We start from the raw sequence: 16,949 nt of genomic DNA on the forward strand, positions 1-16,949 counted from the left end.
GTGCCGGAGCGGCTGCCGCGGGCTGGGCGGCGGCCGGAGCGGCGGGCTTCTCTGCTGCCGGGGAGGCAGGCGCGGCCGGCTTCTCGGCCGCGGGGACGGCCGGCTTGGAGGGAGTCTTCGGTGCGGCGTCCGCATAAGCGGAACGCAGCTTCTTGACCACCGGGGGTTCGATGGTCGAGGAGGCGGAACGAACGAATTCGCCCATGTCCTGAAGCTTGTTCAGGGCCTCCTTGGATGAAATGCCGAGCTCTTTGGCGAGCTCGTGGACGCGGACCTTAGCCACGGTTCTCCTGTTCTGGTCCGCGTCGTGGCCTGGAGGGGAGCCTCAGCTCCCCCGGGCCGTGTCAAGCGGACCGTAATGACGGGTGGTGTTCATCGTTGGGCACTCATCGTGTGGTGCTCATCGGGTTTCCATCAGATCTCTGACCCGCTTTCGTTCTCGGTCTTCAACACCGGTGCATCCGGATGCCCGGCGAACAGTCCGGCCAGGGAGGTCGCATCCACACGGCCTCGGAAGGCCCGGTTGAATGCGCCCCTCTTCAGGGCGGTCTGCAGGCAAGCGTGATCCGGGTGGATCCAGGCCCCTCGGCCCGGCTTGCGCCGGCGCCAGTCGGGAACCACGAGTCCGGGACTCGTGAGTACCTCCAGCGCCAGTCGCACCAGCTTGGTGTGGTCCTCTTTCCCTCGGCACCCGACGCAGGTGCGCACCGGGGTGTGTGCCTGCATTCGAGGAGCCTGTTCCGTCAAGGAAATGGAAATGGACCTGGCCAGTCTACCTCAGTCGGTCCGGTGGGCCAGCAGGCTGCGGCCACCGGTCCGGGCTCAGGCCTCTTCGCCGGAGATATCGATCCGCCAGCCGGTCAGCTTGGCGGCCAGACGGGCGTTCTGCCCCTCCTTGCCGATGGCCAGCGAGAGCACGTCCCGCGGAACGACCACGCGAGCCGACCGGGTGGCCTCGTCCACGATCTCCACCGAGCTGACCCGCGCCGGGGACAGGGCGGAGGAGATGAACGCTGCCGGACTCTCGCTGAAGTCGACGATGTCGATCTTCTCGTCGTTCAACTCGCTCATCACGGCGCGGACCCGGGAGCCCATCTCGCCGATGCAGGCACCCTTGGCGTTGATGCCGGCCTTGGTGGCCTTGACGGCCATCTTGGTCCGGTGTCCGGCCTCTCGGGCGAGGGCGAGGATCTCCACGGAGCCGTCGGCGATCTCGGGGACCTCCAGTTCGAACAGCTTGCGGACCAGCCCCGGGTGGGAGCGCGAGAGGGTGATCGAAGGCCCCTTGAGCCCTCGGCTCACGGCCACCACGTAGGCGCGCAGGCGCTGGCCGTGGGAGTAGTCCTCGCCCGGGACCTGCTCCGGCGGCGGCAGGACGGCCTCGACCGAGCCCAGATTCACCTGGATCATGTGCGGATTGGTGCCCTGCTGGATCAGCCCGGAGATGATCTCGCCCTCGCGGCCTTTGAACTGTCCCAGGATGTTGTCGTCCTCGACGTCACGCAGTCGCTGGAGGATGATCTGCCGGGCCGTGGACGCCGCGATCCGGCCGAATCCCTGCGGGGTGTCGTCGAACTCGCCGACTGCCTGGCCGTCCTCGTCGATCTCGGTGGCCCAGATGGTCACGTGGCCGGATTTGCGGTCGATCTCCGCGCGGGCCCGGGACAGGGCACCCGGTGACTTGTGGTACGCAACCACCAAAGCCTGTTCGATGGTGGGCACGAGGCGGTCCAGTGGGATCTCACGCTCGGTCTCCAGCATCCGCAGGGCGCTCATGTCGATGTCCACTCAGGCCTCCGAATTCAGTTCTTCATCGGCAGCACTTCCGCCGCCGCGGGTCAACTCTACCTGCACCGTGGCCGGCCCCAGGCGGCCGTAGTCGTGCCGGACCGGATCGCCGATCTTCGCGGGCATCCCCTTCTTCGCCCCCGGCTTGACCGGTACCAGCACGACGCCGGCCTCGTCGGCGGACTGGATGCGTCCGGTCAGCCGACCGGTCGGCGTCGGGGCGGACGCCTCGGTCGAAGCGGTGGGTGAGGTGGTCGGCGAGGGTGACGGGCCGTCGTCGGGCCGGACCTCGACCGTGACCAGCCGACCGACGTTGCGGCGCCAATGCCGCGGCTCCGTCAAGGGTCGCTCGACGCCCGGGGAGGACACCTCGAGCTGGTACGGCTCGATTCCGAGCTCCGGCAGGTCGGCCCCCGCCGCATCGAGCGCGGCGGAGATGGCCAGGGCCACCTCGGCGACCTCGTCCAGGTCCAGCCCGGCGGTGCCATCGGCGTGGTCCACGACGACCGTCAAGACCAGCTGATTCGGCTCGCCCCCCACCGTGGCCGCCTCGAAGTGCAGGCCGGTGGACTCCACGGCGGGGGCGACCAGAGCGGCCAATGGTGTGCGTTCAGTGTGTTCGGTGGCGTCGTGCATGGGTCCATTCAAGCCCAGTCGGCAACAAAGTCGTAACCGAGTTTGACGATCAGGACGAACACCACCACGAGGAACACGATCCGGATGAAGCCCGAGCCGCGCCGGATGGCCATCCGGGCCCCGAGGTAGCCGCCGATCATGTTCGCCACCCCCAGGACGAGGCCCAGTCCGAGGAGGATGTGGCCGGAGGGCAGGAAGAAGGCGATGGCACCGAGGTTGGTGAACAGGTTCACGATCTTCGCCTGCGCCGAGCCTTGCAGGAAGGTGTAGCCGAGGATCGCCACCAGGGAGATCACCAGGAACGTCCCGGTGCCCGGCCCGAGGACCCCGTCGTAGAAACCGATGACGGCCCCGATGAGCAACGCCACGGCCAGATGGCGCCGGCCCTCGTAGCGCAGCCCCGTGTCACGGCCCAGCTGGGGCCTGGCCGCCGTGAAGACGGCCACGACCACCAGGGCCAGCAGGATGACGGGCTTGATGACCTCGGCGGGCAGCAGGGTGGCGACGATCGCGCCCCCGAAGCTGCCTCCCAGGGCGACCACCGCCATGGGCAGGGCGGTGCTCAGGTCCGGGTGGATGCGCCGGTAGTAGGTGATGGCGCTGGTGGTAGTCCCGAAGACGGAGCCCAGCTTGTTCGTGGCCAGCGCCTGGACCGGGGTGATGCCCGGGACCATGAGCAGCACGGGCAATTGGAGCAGTCCTCCCCCGCCCACCACCGCGTCGATCCACCCGGCGGCGAGACCGGCCAGGAGGACCATGACGAGGGTGGCCGCGGTGATGTCCTCGAGGCCGGTCAGCACGGTCGTGTTTCCATGCTGCCGACGGCCTAGGCGGAGCGGACGAGGCCGGCGATCACGGCCGCGGCGCCGGAGACCTCCACGTCCTGGGCCTCGCCCGTGGCCCGGTCCTTGACCTCGACCACCCCGTCGGCGAGACCGCGGCCGACGACCACGGAGGTGGGGATGCCGACGAGCTCGACGTCCGAGAATTTCACGCCGGCCGAGACCTTCTTGCGGTCGTCGTACAGCACGCTCAGTCCCTGGGCCTCGAGGTCGCCGACGAGCTGCTCGGCGGCGGCAAAGATCTCCTCGCCCTTGCCGGTGGCCACCACGTGCACGTCCGCGGGGGCGACGGCGCGGGGCCACGCGAGGCCCTTCTCATCGTGGTGGGACTCGGCCAGGGCGGCGACGGCGCGGGTGACGCCGATGCCGTAGGAACCCATGGTCACCACGACCTGCTTGCCGTTCTGGTCCAGGACCTTGAGGTCGAGGGCCTCGGCATACTTGCGGCCGAGCTGGAAGATGTGCCCCATCTCGATGCCGCGGCGGGTGTGCAGGGGGCCGGATCCGTTCGGGGCCGGATCGCCGTCCCGCACCTCGGTGGCCTCGATGACGCCGTCCCACTGGAAGTCACGCCCGGCCACCAGCCCGAACACATGCTGTTGCAGGGCGTTGGCGCCGGTGATCCAGGCGGTGCCGGTGACGATGCGCGGGTCCACGAAGAACGGCAGGCCGGATTCGTTGCCGGGACCGATGTAGCCCTTGACCAGGGATGGGTGCCGGGCGAGGTCCGCCTCGGTGGCCTGCTCGACACCAGGCTCGCCGGCCACTTCGAGCAGCTCGCCGATGCCGGCCTCCAGTCGCTTGAGGTCCACATCCCGGTCGCCGGGGACGGCCACGATGAACTGCCGGCGCTCGTTGCCGTCCAGCACGGCCGTGAGCACGACGCACTTGAGGGTGTCCGCGGCCTCCCAGGCGTGCCCCTCGCGGGGCATCAACTGGTTGGAGACGTCGACCAGGGTGGCGATCGTCGTCGAGTCCGGGGTGTCCCGCACCTGGGCCGGCGGCAGGCCGGCGAGTGCCGTCTCGTCCAACGGCGCGGGGGCCACCGTGGTGACGGCCTCGACGTTGGCCCGGAAGCCGCCGTCGGACTCCACGAAGGTGTCCTCACCGATCGGTGAGGGGTGCAGGAACTCCTCGGAGCGAGAGCCGCCCATGGCCCCCGCCTGGGCCTGGACGGGGACGACGGCCAGGCCCAGGCGGTCGAAGATCCTCAGGTAGGCGCCGCGGTGGTCGGCGTAGGCCTGGTCCAGGCCGGCGTCGTCCACGGTGAACGAGTAGGAGTCCTTCATGATGAACTCTCGCACGCGCAACAGGCCGGCGCGCGGCCTGGCCTCGTCCCGGAACTTGGTCTGGATCTGGTACAGGTATGCCGGCAGGTCCTTGTAGGAGGAGTAGTGGTCCTTGACCAGGAGGGTGAACATCTCCTCATGCGTGGGGGCCAGCAGGAAGTCCGCCCCCTTGCGGTCCTGGACGCGGAACAGGGCGTCACCGTACTCCTCCCAGCGACCGGTGGCCTCGTAGGGCTCCTTGGGCAGCAGCGCCGGGAACTGGACCTCCTGACCGCCGATCGCGTCCATCTCCTCGCGCACGATCTGCTCGACCCGGTTCTTCACGCGCAGCCCCAGCGGCAGCCACGTGTAGGCCCCCGGACCGGAACGCCGGATGTAGCCGGCGCGGACGAGCAGCTTGTGGCTGGCCACCTCGGCGTCGGCCGGGTCGTCACGCAGGGTGCGGAGGAACAGGGTGGACATGCGCAGGGGCACTTCGGGCTCCGATCGGTGGTGCTGGATGGCTGGGGTGCTGCCGGGATGGTGCGGAGGGACTGCTGGACGGCCGCGCGGCTGAGCGACTGGGGTGCCAGGCGGCCGGGATGAGGCCGGGGCTGGTTCAGCCGCCGAGCTCGGCGCGCAGGGCGTCGATGAGCTCCACGCCCTCGGCGGCCGTCTTCGGCTCACCGCCGGCCGCTGTCCCGGCGTAGCTGATCAGCCGCTCGCCGTCCTGGACGTACACGGTGGTGGAGGTGCTGTCGCCGGTTCCGGCGGGCAGCGAGGCGCCTTCGATGTCAACGGTGGTGCCGATGGTGATGGCCAGGGCGGCGTCCCCCTCGGCCTCGATGTCCTCCACCGTCATGGTGGCCTCGGCGTTGAGCCCCTCGCCCATCTCCAGGGAGTAGCTCGGGCAGGCGGCGGCGAACTCCTCGAAGGCGGCCATGCCCTCGGTGGCCGCGGCGGCATCCGGGTACACGGACACGCTGAGCATGTCCGAGTTGGCCCCGCCGGTCTCGGTGGTCTCCACGACCACGCCGCCGGTCAATTCCGTGCCCTCCGGCAGCTCGCCGGTGGCCGCGTCCTGTCCCTCCGGACCGCATTCGGCCGGGGTGACGGTGATGCCCTCGGCCAGGCCCTGGCTGGACTGCTGCAATTCCTCGAGCTGGGCGCCGGTCACGATCTGGGTGCCCTCGCCGAGCACGGCCTTCAGGGCTGCCTCGACGCCGCCGGCGGCCGCGGCGTCCTCACTGGACGACGCATTCGGGGACGTGGAGGCGGAGGCCCCCGCCGTGGCGTCCTCCGTGGCCGACGGCGTGGCGGACACGCTGGCCTCGCTCGCGGTGCCGCTGCTGGCCGGAGCGCTGGATTCTTCTCCCTCGCCCCCGGAGCCGCCGCAGGCGGCCAGGGAGAGGGTGAGCAGTCCGATGCCCACGGTCGCCGGCAGAGTCGTGGCACGGAATCGGGTGTGCTGGCGGTTCATGTCCTGTCCCCTCTTAGCTGATGCTGGTGGCTCCGTCAACGCCGGGCCGCACGGGCTGGTCGGACGGACAGGAGCTAGGGAAAGCATAGGTCAAGCGCCCACGACCGGGGCACAGGATCGCGGGGCCTACAACAGGACGGTGGCGAAGGTGCCGACCTGCTCGAACCCCACGGTGCGGTAGGTGCGCAGGGCGACGGTGTTGAATCCGTTGACGTAGAGGCTCACCAGCGGTGCCGTCTGCCGGGCGTACTCCGTCACGGCGGCCACGGACGGTGCGGCCAGGCCCTGTCCGCGCTGGCTCGGCTCCACCCACACCCCCTGGATCTGCGTGCAGCTGGCGGAGACCACACCGAGATCGGCCTTGAAGCGGACCCGGCCGGCGCCGTCGAGGTCCACCAGCGACCACCCGTTGCGGATCAGGTCCTCCACCCGCAACCGGTACTGCACCGCCCCGTTCTGCAGGGGCGAGAATCCGAGTTCCTCCTCGAACATCGCCACGCAGGCGGGCAGCACCACGGGGAACTCCTCCGGGCGGGCCGGACGTACGCTGGGCGAGGGCTCCACCGCCGGGCGGCCGCTCAGGACCATGAGCGGCTGATCGTCGCGAATCTGGCGGGCCCGTTGCGGCCCCCGGGACAGCTCGTCCCAGAGGGGCAACACCGCCTCGCGGGGACCGTACACGGAGGCGAAGCGGCGGTGCAGGGCGGTCAGCGCCACCCCGAACAGGGCACCGGCCTCGGCGGTCGCGCCGACGGGGACCACATTGGCACCCACCCAGCAGGCGGCCTCCAGCTCGGCCGGGCGCCCCGCGGTCGCCGGAGTCGCCTGGGTGAAGATGCCGAGGAAGAGGGGTCCCCCGGAGTGGGCCGGCGTGGCGTCACGCCCCTTCTCGAGGATGGACTCCACGAAGCAATTCGCCACCGGGTCTGCGGCCGCCAGGGCCGTGAGGGCCGTGGTGTCGGCGTGGTTCAGGACCCGGACGGCCCCGCCGGTGGCCCGGCGGACGACGTCGTCAGGAGACGGAGACCACGGGCGGGCCCTGGACAGGATTCTGACCATCAGTACCCTCGCTGCTTTCCTCCAGGCCGGACTCGGCCGCGATCCGACGGGCCTCGAACAGCAGCGTCTCCACGATCTCGTCCTCCGGCACCGTCTTGACGACCTCACCCTTGATGAAGATCTGGCCCTTGCCGTTGCCGGAGGCCACGCCGAGATCGGCCTCGCGGGCCTCCCCCGGCCCGTTGACCACGCAGCCCATGACGGCCACCCGCAACGGGACCGTGAGGTCCTTGAGGCCCTCGGTGACCTCTTCGGCCAGGGAGTACACGTCCACCTGGGCACGGCCGCAGGAGGGGCAGGACACGATGTCCAAGCGGCGCTCACGCAGGTTCAACGACTGCAGAATCTGCAGCCCGACCTTGACCTCCTCGACCGGCGGGGCGGACAGGGAGACGCGGATCGTGTCACCGATGCCCTTGCCGAGGAGATAACCGAAGGCGCTGGCGGACTTGATGGTGCCCTGGAAGGCGGGCCCGGCCTCGGTGACGCCGAGGTGCAGCGGCCAGTCGCCCTGTTCGGCCAGCAGCTCGTAGGCGCGGGCCATGATCACCGGGTCGTTGTGCTTGACGGAGATCTTGAAGTCACGGAACCCGTGCTCCTCGAACAGGGAGGCCTCCCACACGGCGGACTCGACGAGCGCCTCCGGGGTGGCCCTGCCGTACTTCTTGAGCAGGTCGGGGTGCAGCGAACCCGCGTTGACGCCGATCCGGATGGAGGTGCCGTGGTCCGAGGCGGCCTGGGCGATCTCCTTGACCTGGTCGTCGAACTTCCGGATGTTGCCGGGGTTCACCCGCACGGCGCCACAACCGGCCTCGATCGCGGCGAACACGTACTTCGGCTGGAAGTGGATGTCCGCGATCACCGGGATGGTGGACTGCTGCGCGATCACCTTCAGCGCCTCGGCGTCCTTGTCCGTGGGGCAGGCCACCCGGACGATGTCGCAGCCGGCCGCGGTGAGCTCGGCGATCTGCTGAAGGGTGGCGCCGATGTCATGCGTCTTCGTGGTGGTCATCGTCTGCACCGAGACCTGGTGCTCCGAGCCCACCCCCACTCGGCCCACCTGCAACTGCCTCGTCTTGCGGCGAGGTGCCAGGACGGGCGGTGGTGCGGCGGGCATGCCAAGACTGACGGGCACTGACGACTCCTGTGGGCTGATCGGGGTACGGGGGTTCCGTTCGCCCCAGTCTACTGGTACGAGACGAACCAGGGCTGGGGTGAGACCTCCGTCATGGTCCGCTCCGGGGTGAAGGTCGGCGAGTCCTCGTCGATGAAGTTCTTCCACCCCAGGCGCATCCCATACGGCAGGTCCTTCTTCAGCGAACGCCACGTCCCCTGCTTTTGTTCCGCGGACCCGTTGCCGTCCGCATGCACCATGAGCACCAGTCCATCCCGAGCCTGCACGTCCTGCCGGTCCGGGATCATCCGGGCCTGGAACTGGTGCAGGATCACGAGCTTCTCCGGCAGATCGTGCTCGGCCACGAGCTCGGCGAGCCAGGCGGTGGTCTCATTGACCTCCGTGGCGGGGACCTGCCCGATCTGCTCCATGTGACGCTGGCCGGGCTGCAACCGCCATTCCGGGTCCAGCGCCAGTCCCACGTGCGGGTGCAGCAGCAGGTCCTCGAAGGCCTGCGCCTGGGTGGTGAAGTCCTGGGTCCCGGGTTGCAGGTCCAGGACCACGTAGGTGTCCGCCTTGCCGGCGGCCTCGACCCAGTCGGCGAGCCGGTCCCGGTCCACGTAGGAGGTGTAGTCCCCCGTGGGGCCCGGAGACGAGGTCGCCACGGTGGAGATGATCTCGAAGGCCGGGATCACCGGCTCCTCGCTGAAGGGCTGGTAGTCCGCGGCCAGGGCGGCGGCCCGCTCCAGGGCACCGTCCACGTCCTGCTCACCCAGCAGGCCCAGAGAGCCGGTCCCGGGCGAGCCGTACAGCGCCACCATGCGGCGGCCCGGGAACAGGGTGGTCCCCCCGCCGGGAAGCTCCGGGGTCGGCGTCGGAGTGGGCGTGGGACTCGGGGTCGGGGTCGGGGTGCCCGACGACGGCGCCGCACCCAAGCCGGTCGGCCCACCGGCGCCCGGTTGCGGGCCGGGGCTGCAGGCGGTCAGGGCCGCGGCGGCGCCGACGGCGGTGAGCCCGGCCAGGGACGTCAGGACGCGGCGGCGTTCGATGCTCAGGCCCCGTTCCCGCGGAGGGCGGCCGCCTGGTCACCGACCGCGCACGACCACTCGTGGACATCGGTGGAGGCGATCAGGCCGTGCTGCTGGAAGGGGTCGCCGGCCAGCAGATCCCGGACGCTCTCGTCCGTCTCGGACCGGACGAGCAGCAGGGCCGCCGTCGGATCGTCCACATAGGCACCCGCGGCCACCATGGCCGTGCCCAGGGAGGCGAGGAAGTCACGGTGGGCTGCGCGGTGCACGTCGCGCTGGTCGCCGAGTCCGGGGACGTAGTTGTACTGGACGGCGAAGATCTTCTGTGGGTCAGCCATGTGGCCAGCCTAAGTCAGAAGATCCGGATGGGATCCACGATGTCCGCCACGATCAGCAACAGGCCCATCCCGAGCAGGGCGATCCCGACCACGTAGGTCAACGGCAGGAGCTTGGCGATGTCGAAGACCCCGGGATCCCGGCGCCGGGTCAGCTTGGCCCACCCGCGGCGGAGTGCCTCCCACAGCGCCCCAGCCACGTGACCGCCGTCCAGTGGCAGCAGGGGGATGAGGTTGAATACCATCAGAGCCACGTTGACCCCGGCGACCAGGGAGAGCAGCAGGGAGGCCTTGTCCGCCAGCGGCACGTCCTCCAGGGCGGCGGCCTCACCGGCGATGCGGCCCACGCCCACCACGGACATCGGCCCGTTGGGATCGCGCTCCTCCGGGCCGAAGACGGCGACAGCCGTCTCCCAGAGCTTCACAGGCAGCACCACCACGACGTCGGCGGTCGCCTTCAGCTGCTGCCCCATCACCGGGAAGGTCTCGGTGACCGGCTGCGGCACGTTCTGGACCTCGGAGCCCATCCCGACGAAGCCGACGTCCTCCGTCTGGGCGCTGCCGTCGCGGTTCGTCTGCGCCCGGCCGCTGGAATCGGCGACCGGCCGCTCGGTCAGCTTCGGGGTGATGGTCCCGGACTGCTCGGCCCCGTCACGTTCCCACGTGATGGCGGTGGGCTCGCCCGCCCGCTCGCGGATGGCTGAGGACAGCTCATCCCAGTCGTCCACGGGGCGGCCGTTGAAGGCGGTGATGGTGTCCCCGGGTTCCAGCCCGGCTTCGAAGGCGGGCGCGGCCGGATCCCCGGGCCGGCAGGCCTCCGTGCCACCTTCACCTGCTGCGTCGCCGGCGGCCCGCTCCTGCTGGACGGCGGCCGGGAGCACGCACTTGAACACCTCGGAGACGGTGGTCGTGGCGGTGGCCACCCCCGTGGTGGTCACGAGGATGGCCGTCAGGGCGAACGCGATGACGAGATTCATGAACGGCCCACCGAGCATGATGACGATTCGCTTCCACACCGGCAGTGAGATGAACGTGCGCTTCTCGTCCCCCGGCCGGAGTTCCTCGGCGGACATCTGCCGGGCGTCGGTGGCCATCTGCTGGAACAGGCCGGTACTGGCGCTGCGCGGCCGTTCGCCCTGTTCGGGGTGCTCCGGAGGGTACATCCCGACCATGGAGACGTAGCCGCCCAGCGGGACGGCCTTCACCCCGTACTCCGTCTCCCCCTTCTTGCGGGAGAACACGGTGGGGCCGAACCCGACCATGTACTGCGTGACGCGGACGCCGAAGAGCTTGGCGGGCACCAGGTGCCCCACCTCGTGCAGGGCGATCGACAGGGCGATGCCGACGGCCACGGCGAGGACGCCGATGATGAACCAGAGGATCTCCACCGTCACCACCGTCCCTGTGCTGCGGTGCGGGCCCACTGTTCGGCGGCCACGAGCGCCTCGACACTCAGGTCCTGGCCGGCCAGCACGGCGTCCGGGTCATAGTCCCCCACGACGGCGCGAACGGTGTCCACGATGTCGGTGAAGCCGATCCGGCCGGCGTGGAAGGCCTCCACGGCTTCCTCGTTCGCGGCGTTGTAGACGGCCATGTGCGTGGTGGAGGCGCCGGCCGCCTCCTTGGCGAGCCGCACCGAGGGGAAGGCGTCCTCGTCCAGGGGTTCGAAGGTCCACGTCGCGGCCCGCGTCCAGTCCAGGCCCGGGACGGAGCCGGGCACGCGGTGGGGCCAGCCGAGGCCGAGGGCGATGGGCAGTCGCATGTCTGGCAAGGAGGCCTGGGCGATCGTGGAGCCGTCCGTGAACTCGACCATCGAGTGGACGATCGACTGCGGGTGCACGACCACGTCGATCCGGTCCAGCGGAAGGTCGAAGAGCAGGTGCGCCTCGATCACCTCGAGGGCCTTGTTCACCATGGAGGCCGAGTTGGTGGTGACGACCTTGCCCATGTCCCAGGTGGGGTGGGCCAAGGCCTCGGCCGGGGTGACCCCGGCGAGCTGATCCCGGTTCCGGCCGCGGAACGGTCCACCGGAGGCGGTGACCACCAGGCGCCGGACCTCCCCGGCGGTCCCGGAGCGCAGGGCCTGGGCCAGTGCGGAGTGCTCGGAGTCGACCGGGACGAGCTGGCCCGGGGCCGCGGCCTGCTTGACGAGGGCCCCGCCGACGATGAGGGACTCCTTGTTGGCCAGCGCGAGCAGATGGCCGGCGCGCAGCGCCGCGAGCGTGGGGGTCAGGCCGATGGAGCCGGTGATCCCGTTGAGGACGACGTCGGCGCCCTCCCAGGCGGCGACCTCGGCCGCCGCGGCAGGCCCGGAGAACAACTCCGGGGAGGGTGTGGGTACCCCGGCCTGCTGGGCGGCGGCGGCGATGGCCTCGGCGAGCTCCGCGGTGGTGGCGGTGGCGCTGCCGACCGCGCCGGCGCCCGTCTCCACGGCCTGGCGTGCCAGGAGGGCGGTGTTGGAACCGCCGGACAGTCCGGCGACGGTGAAACGATCCGGGGCAGAGGCGATGACCTCGAGTCCCTGGGTCCCGATCGAGCCGGTGGAACCGATCAGGGTGACGCGGCGGATGCTGGTGGGGCCAGCGTCGGGCAGGTACAGCGGTTCGGAAGTCACCGGTCCATTATGGCCGGACGAACTGGGAGGTCACTGCATCCCTGGGAGCCTGAGAGCGAGTGCGGGCAGGGAGAGGCGGTACTGAGCGTACCGCCTCTCCCTGCCCGCACCCCCTGGGGGCAAGAGCCCCCACGGTTCCGGGCTGGGTTAGTGGTCCACCGCCTTCTCGGCGCCGACGCCGGTCAGGGAACGCACCTCCATCTCGGCCTGCTTCTCCGGGTTCTCGGTGCGCTTGTCCAGCTTGGAGCCGATGAATCCGAGGAGGAAGGCGAGGGGGATGGAGACGATGCCGGGGTTCTTCAGCGGGAACCAGGCGAAGTCGGCGCCGACGATCATGGACGTCTCCGTGCCGGACATCACCGGGGAGAAGACGATCAGCAGGATCGCGGCACCCAGGCCGCCGTACATCGACCACAGGGCGCCCTGAGTGGTGAAGCCCTTCCAGAACAGCGAGTACAGGATGGTGGGCAGGTTGGCGGACGCGGCGACCGCGAACGCGAGTGCCACCAGGAAGGCGACGTTCTGCCCTTGGGCACCGATGCCACCGATGATCGCCAGGACGCCGATGACCACCACGGTGCGGCGGGCGATCTTGACCTCCTTCTCCGGGCTGGTCTTGCCCTTGGCCAGGACGTTCGCGTAGATGTCGTGTGCGAACGACGCGGCCGCGGTGATCGTCAGGCCCGCCACCACCGCGAGGATGGTCGCGAAGGCGACGGCCGAGATCAGGCCCAGCAACAGCGGTCCACCGAGTTCGAATGCCAGCAGCGGTGCCGCCGAGTTCACGCCGCCCGGCGCGTTCTCGATCCGCTCCGGGCCGATGAGGGCGCCGGCGCCGTAGCCCAGCACCAGGGTGAACAGGTAGAAGGCGCCAATCAGCACGATCGCCCAGACCACGGACTTGCGGGCCTCTTTGGCGGTCGGCACCGTGTAGAAGCGCATCAGCACATGGGGCAGGCCGGCGGTGCCGAGCACGAGGGCCAGGCCCAGGGACAGGAAGTCGAGCTTGGTGACCTCACTGAGACCGTACTGCAGGCCGGGGTCGAGGATGGCCTCACCCTCCGGGCTGAGCTCCACGGCCGCACCGAGCAGGGCGGAGAAGTTGAATCCGAACAGCGCCAAGACCCAGATGGTCATGATGAAGGCACCGGCGATCAGCAGGCAGGCCTTGATGATCTGGACCCAGGTGGTGCCCTTCATGCCGCCCACGAGCACGTAGACGATCATCAGCGCGCCCACGATCGCGATGACCACGGACTGGCCCAGCCGCTCGTCGATGCCCAGCAGCAGGGAGACGAGCGCTCCGGCGCCGGCCATCTGGGCCAGCAGGTAGAAGAGGCAGACCATCAGGGTCGCGAGCGCCGCCGCGATGCGGACCGGCCGCTGCCGGAGGCGGAAGGACAGCACGTCCGCCATGGTGAACTTGCCGGTGTTGCGCAGCAATTCGGCCACCAGGAGCAACGCCACGAGCCAGGCCACGAGGAAGCCGATCGAGTAGAGGAAGCCGTCGTAGCCGTTGATGGCGATGGCTCCCACAATGCCGAGGAAGGACGCGGCCGAGAGATAGTCTCCGGCAATGGCGGTGCCGTTCTGGGTCCCGGTGAACGATCGGCCGCCGGCGTAGTAGTCGGCGGCGGTCTTCGTGTTCTTGGAGGCCCTCAGGACGATGATGAGGGTGATGGCGACGAAGAGGCCGAAGATCAGGATGTTCAGCCACGGCTCGCCGACGTTGGTGCCCTCGGCGCTGGCCGTCAGGATCGGAAGGATATTCACTTCTGGCCTCCGTCGGTCGGCTCATCGATCGGTGCACCGGAACCGGAGAGGCTCTGGTTGGCGATGCTCGGGTCCAGAGCCTCGAGTTCCACGCGGATGGCCGTGGACTTGGGGTCCAGCTTCTTGTTGGAGAAGGCCACATAGAGCCCGGTGATGACGAAGGTCGAGACGAATTGCAGGAGCCCGATCACCAGCCCCAGATTGATGTTGCCGAGGACCTTGATGGACATGAACTCGGGGGCGTAGGCCGCGAGGATCACGTACAGGAAGTACCAGACGATGAAGACGACGGTCCACGGGAAGACGAAGCTGCGGTGGGTGCTCCGCAGCTCCTGGAACTGTGGCGAGGCCTGAACGGCGCGGAAATCGACGTGACCGTTGTCGGCCAGGTCCGGGTGTGGTGTTGAAGACACGTATCCCCCAGTCAGTGTGGTGCCCGCAGGCTACCGGCGAGTATGACCCGGCCATCCTAAGCGCTCAGTGATGCAGATCACAGCCTTTCGCGCAAATCCAGTATCGGTGTCCCCCGAGGTCAGAGCCCGAGTGAGCGCGCGATCAGCATGAGCTGGACCTCGGTGGTGCCCTCGCCGATCTCCAGGATCTTCGAGTCGCGGTAGTGGCGCGCCACCAGAGACTCGTTCATGAAGCCGTAGCCGCCGAACACCTGCGTGGCATCCCGCGCGTTGTCCATGGCCGCCTCCCCGGCGACCAGCTTGGCAATGGCCGCCTCCGTCTTGAACGGCTTGCCCGCCAGCATCCTGGCCGCCGCCTCGTAGTACGCCAACCGGGCCGAGTGGGCGCGCGCCTGCATGCGGGCGATCTTGAAGGACACGGCCTGGTTCTTGCCGATGGCCTGCCCGAAGGCGGTCCGGGTCTTCGCATAGGCGATCGATTCGTCCACGCAGCCCTGAGCCGCCCCCGTGGACAGGGCGGCGATGGCGATGCGCCCCTCGTCCAGGATGGAGAGGAAATTGGCGTAGCCGCGGCCCCGCTCGCCCAGGAGGTTGGCCTCCGGCACCTCGACGCCGTCAAAGAACAGCGGGTGGGTGTCCGAGGAGTTCCAGCCCATCTTGTCGTAGGCCCCGCCCACGGTGAACCCGGGCGTACCGGAGGGCACCAGGAGAGTGGAGATCTCCTTGGCGGGCCTCCCGTCCCGGCCCTCCCGGCTACCGGTCACCGCCGTGACGGTGACGAGCCGGGTGATGTCCGTGCCGGAGTTGGTGATGAACTCCTTGGCCCCATTCACGGTCCACGTGCCATCCGCCAGGGTCGCCGTGGTCTGGGTCCCCCCGGCATCCGATCCGCCGTTGGGTTCGGTCAGCCCGAAGCCGGCCAGGGCACGGGCCGTCACGAGGTCCGGAAGCCACGCGCCCTTCTGCTCCTCGGTGCCGAAGCGGTACACCGGCATCGCCCCCAGTGACACCCCGGCTTCCAGGGTGATGGCCACGGACTGGTTCACCCGCCCCAGCTCCTCGAGGGCCAGGGCCAGCGCGAAGTAGTCACCGCCCATGCCGCCGTACTCCTCCGGGAACGGCAGGCCGAACAGGCCCATCTCCCCCATCTGGCGCACGATCTCGTAGGGGAACTCATGACGGGCATCCAGGCCGGCGGAGACCGGAGCCACCACATCATCGGCGAATTCCCGGACGGTGCCGACCAGGTCCCGGTAGTCCTCGTCGAGTTCGGGTCCGGCCAGACCGGCGGAGTGCGGGGTGGTGCTCATGGCGTGTCCCATCTGAGTAAATCGTGATTAACTGAAACAATGATGAGATCGTAGGCACCCCGGGTGCTCGCTGTCCACCGCCGGACCGCCCGGCCGTCGCCGAGGCCGCCGTCGACATCACCTCAGCCCCTCCCGCCGACATCACCAGGACACCATGACCTCCGACCAGACCGCCCGTGCCGCCGCCAAGGCCGATCGCCGACAATCGCTGCTGGAGGCCGCCGCACGGCTGTTCGCCGACCGGGGCTTCACCACGGTCCGGCTCGAGGACCTGGGTGCGGCCTGCGGCATCAGCGGTCCGGCGGTGTACCGGCATTTCCCGGGCAAGACCGCCGTCCTCGGCGAGCTGCTGCTCCAGGTCAGCCAGGACCTGCTGGACGGTGCCCACCGGGTGGCCGGCGCTGAGGACGGAGCACGCGCGGCCCTGGCCGCCCTGGTGCGTTTCCAGACGGACTTCGCCCTGTCTCACCGCGATGTGATCGCCGTGCAGGGCCGGGAGATGCGCCATCTCGAGCCGGACGGGCGCGCCGAGGTGGTCCGGCTCCAACGGGACTACATCGAGGTCTGGGCGGGCCAGCTGCAGGTGCTGCACCCGGACGAGGACCACGCCACCGCGGTCTTCCGCACCCAGGCGGCCCTCGGGCTCGTGAACTCCACCCCGCATTCGGTCCGCCGCTCGCCCTCGGAACAGCCAGGACGGCGCACCCTGTTGGAGGAGATGGCGCTCTCCGCGCTCCTGGCGGGATCGGAGGACCGCTAGTATTCCGCGTACAGTGTGAGAGCGAGGGCCACCGTGGTTCAGGCCCCACCCCGTGACGAGGAGGTCACCATTTCCGTGCAACTTCGTGAAGTCCGGTCCGAGGACCTGGACTACTTCTTTGAGCACCAGCAGGATCCCGAGGCCAACCTGATGGCCGCCTTCGCCCCGCGCAGTCCCCAGGACCGCGGCGTGTTCGACTACCACTGGTCCCGGCTGCTCGAGGACCCCGCCACGAAGGTCCGGACCATTGAGCAGGACGGCCAGGTCGCCGGGGCCGTCGTGGTCTCCGGCATCGGCGAGGAGCCGGAGCTCTCCTTTTGGACCGCCCGTGAGTACTGGGGCCAGGGCATCACGACCTCCGCGGTGGATGCCCTGCTGGAGGCCTTCACGGACCGCCCCCTGATGGCACACGTGCCGGCGGACAACATCGGCTCGCAGAAGATCCTCACCCGCCGCGGCTTCTCCGTGGTGGGCGAGGACAAGAACTTCTCCAACGCGCGGTCCGAGGTGGTCACCGAGCTCATCATGC

At 69.6% G+C, this 16,949-nt stretch carries 18 protein-coding genes; 2 read left to right on the top strand and 16 right to left on the bottom strand.

The window, feature by feature from the left end:
• The 16 genes from RUH65_RS11480 to RUH65_RS11555 all read right to left on the bottom strand — a co-directional run.
• The coding region (locus RUH65_RS11480) for a translation initiation factor IF-2 N-terminal domain-containing protein (protein ID WP_313817563.1) at positions 1-283 on the bottom strand (283 nt) is incomplete at its 3' end.
• Between the two features lie 131 nt (positions 284-414).
• Positions 415-726, bottom strand: coding sequence for a YlxR family protein (locus RUH65_RS11485; protein WP_313817565.1), 312 nt, complete (start codon positions 724-726; stop codon positions 415-417).
• A gap of 96 nt (positions 727-822) precedes the next feature.
• Entirely contained in the window at positions 823-1,788 is a 966-nt protein-coding gene (gene nusA, locus RUH65_RS11490; RefSeq protein WP_313817566.1) for a transcription termination factor NusA, read from the bottom strand.
• Entirely contained in the window at positions 1,789-2,424 is a 636-nt protein-coding gene (gene rimP, locus RUH65_RS11495; RefSeq protein WP_313817567.1) for a ribosome assembly cofactor RimP, read from the bottom strand.
• A gap of 8 nt (positions 2,425-2,432) precedes the next feature.
• Entirely contained in the window at positions 2,433-3,182 is a 750-nt protein-coding gene (locus tag RUH65_RS11500; protein ID WP_396180119.1) for a sulfite exporter TauE/SafE family protein, read from the bottom strand.
• Between the two features lie 68 nt (positions 3,183-3,250).
• Positions 3,251-5,029: a proline--tRNA ligase gene (locus tag RUH65_RS11505; RefSeq protein WP_313817569.1), complete on the bottom strand. Its 1,779-nt coding sequence runs from the start codon at positions 5,027-5,029 to the stop codon at positions 3,251-3,253.
• A 124-nt stretch (positions 5,030-5,153) separates the two neighbouring features.
• Positions 5,154-6,014, bottom strand: coding sequence for a hypothetical protein (locus RUH65_RS11510; protein WP_313817571.1), 861 nt, complete (start codon positions 6,012-6,014; stop codon positions 5,154-5,156).
• Between the two features lie 126 nt (positions 6,015-6,140).
• Positions 6,141-7,073, bottom strand: coding sequence for a GNAT family N-acetyltransferase (locus RUH65_RS11515; protein WP_313817572.1), 933 nt, complete (start codon positions 7,071-7,073; stop codon positions 6,141-6,143).
• Positions 7,027-8,190: a flavodoxin-dependent (E)-4-hydroxy-3-methylbut-2-enyl-diphosphate synthase gene (gene ispG / locus RUH65_RS11520; RefSeq protein ID WP_313817581.1), complete on the bottom strand. Its 1,164-nt coding sequence runs from the start codon at positions 8,188-8,190 to the stop codon at positions 7,027-7,029. The genes RUH65_RS11515 and ispG overlap by 47 nt, the downstream gene beginning before the upstream one ends.
• Positions 8,191-8,258: 68 nt before the next feature.
• Positions 8,259-9,008: a hypothetical protein gene (locus RUH65_RS11525; protein WP_313817573.1), complete on the bottom strand. Its 750-nt coding sequence runs from the start codon at positions 9,006-9,008 to the stop codon at positions 8,259-8,261.
• A 230-nt stretch (positions 9,009-9,238) separates the two neighbouring features.
• Complete coding sequence (locus RUH65_RS11530; RefSeq protein WP_313817574.1) at positions 9,239-9,553, bottom strand: YciI family protein; 315 nt, start codon at positions 9,551-9,553, stop codon at positions 9,239-9,241.
• A gap of 14 nt (positions 9,554-9,567) precedes the next feature.
• Positions 9,568-10,947 carry a site-2 protease family protein gene (locus tag RUH65_RS11535; RefSeq protein ID WP_313817575.1) on the bottom strand — a complete coding sequence of 460 codons (1,380 nt, stop codon included), beginning with the start codon at positions 10,945-10,947 and terminating at the stop codon, positions 9,568-9,570.
• Positions 10,941-12,164: a 1-deoxy-D-xylulose-5-phosphate reductoisomerase gene (gene dxr / locus RUH65_RS11540; RefSeq protein ID WP_313817576.1), complete on the bottom strand. Its 1,224-nt coding sequence runs from the start codon at positions 12,162-12,164 to the stop codon at positions 10,941-10,943. Before dxr ends, RUH65_RS11535 begins: the two co-directional genes overlap by 7 nt.
• Positions 12,165-12,311: 147 nt before the next feature.
• Entirely contained in the window at positions 12,312-13,937 is a 1,626-nt protein-coding gene (locus RUH65_RS11545; protein WP_313817577.1) for a cation acetate symporter, read from the bottom strand.
• A complete protein-coding gene (locus RUH65_RS11550; RefSeq protein ID WP_313817578.1) occupies positions 13,934-14,350 on the bottom strand; it encodes a DUF485 domain-containing protein in 417 nt (138 codons plus the stop codon). Before RUH65_RS11550 ends, RUH65_RS11545 begins: the two co-directional genes overlap by 4 nt.
• Positions 14,351-14,469: 119 nt before the next feature.
• Positions 14,470-15,660: an acyl-CoA dehydrogenase family protein gene (locus RUH65_RS11555; RefSeq protein ID WP_396180117.1), complete on the bottom strand. Its 1,191-nt coding sequence runs from the start codon at positions 15,658-15,660 to the stop codon at positions 14,470-14,472.
• Positions 15,661-15,814: 154 nt separating this feature from the next.
• Between RUH65_RS11555 and RUH65_RS11560 the strand changes: the two genes are divergently transcribed.
• Both RUH65_RS11560 and RUH65_RS11565 read left to right on the top strand, forming a co-directional pair.
• Entirely contained in the window at positions 15,815-16,420 is a 606-nt protein-coding gene (locus tag RUH65_RS11560) for a TetR/AcrR family transcriptional regulator (protein ID WP_313817579.1), read from the top strand.
• Positions 16,421-16,495: 75 nt separating this feature from the next.
• A partial coding sequence (locus RUH65_RS11565; protein WP_313817580.1) for a GNAT family N-acetyltransferase occupies positions 16,496-16,949 on the top strand: 454 nt, incomplete at its 3' end.

It is taken from the genome of Citricoccus sp. (genome assembly GCF_032154715.1).
Classification (GTDB): Bacteria; Actinomycetota; Actinomycetes; order Actinomycetales; family Micrococcaceae; genus Citricoccus.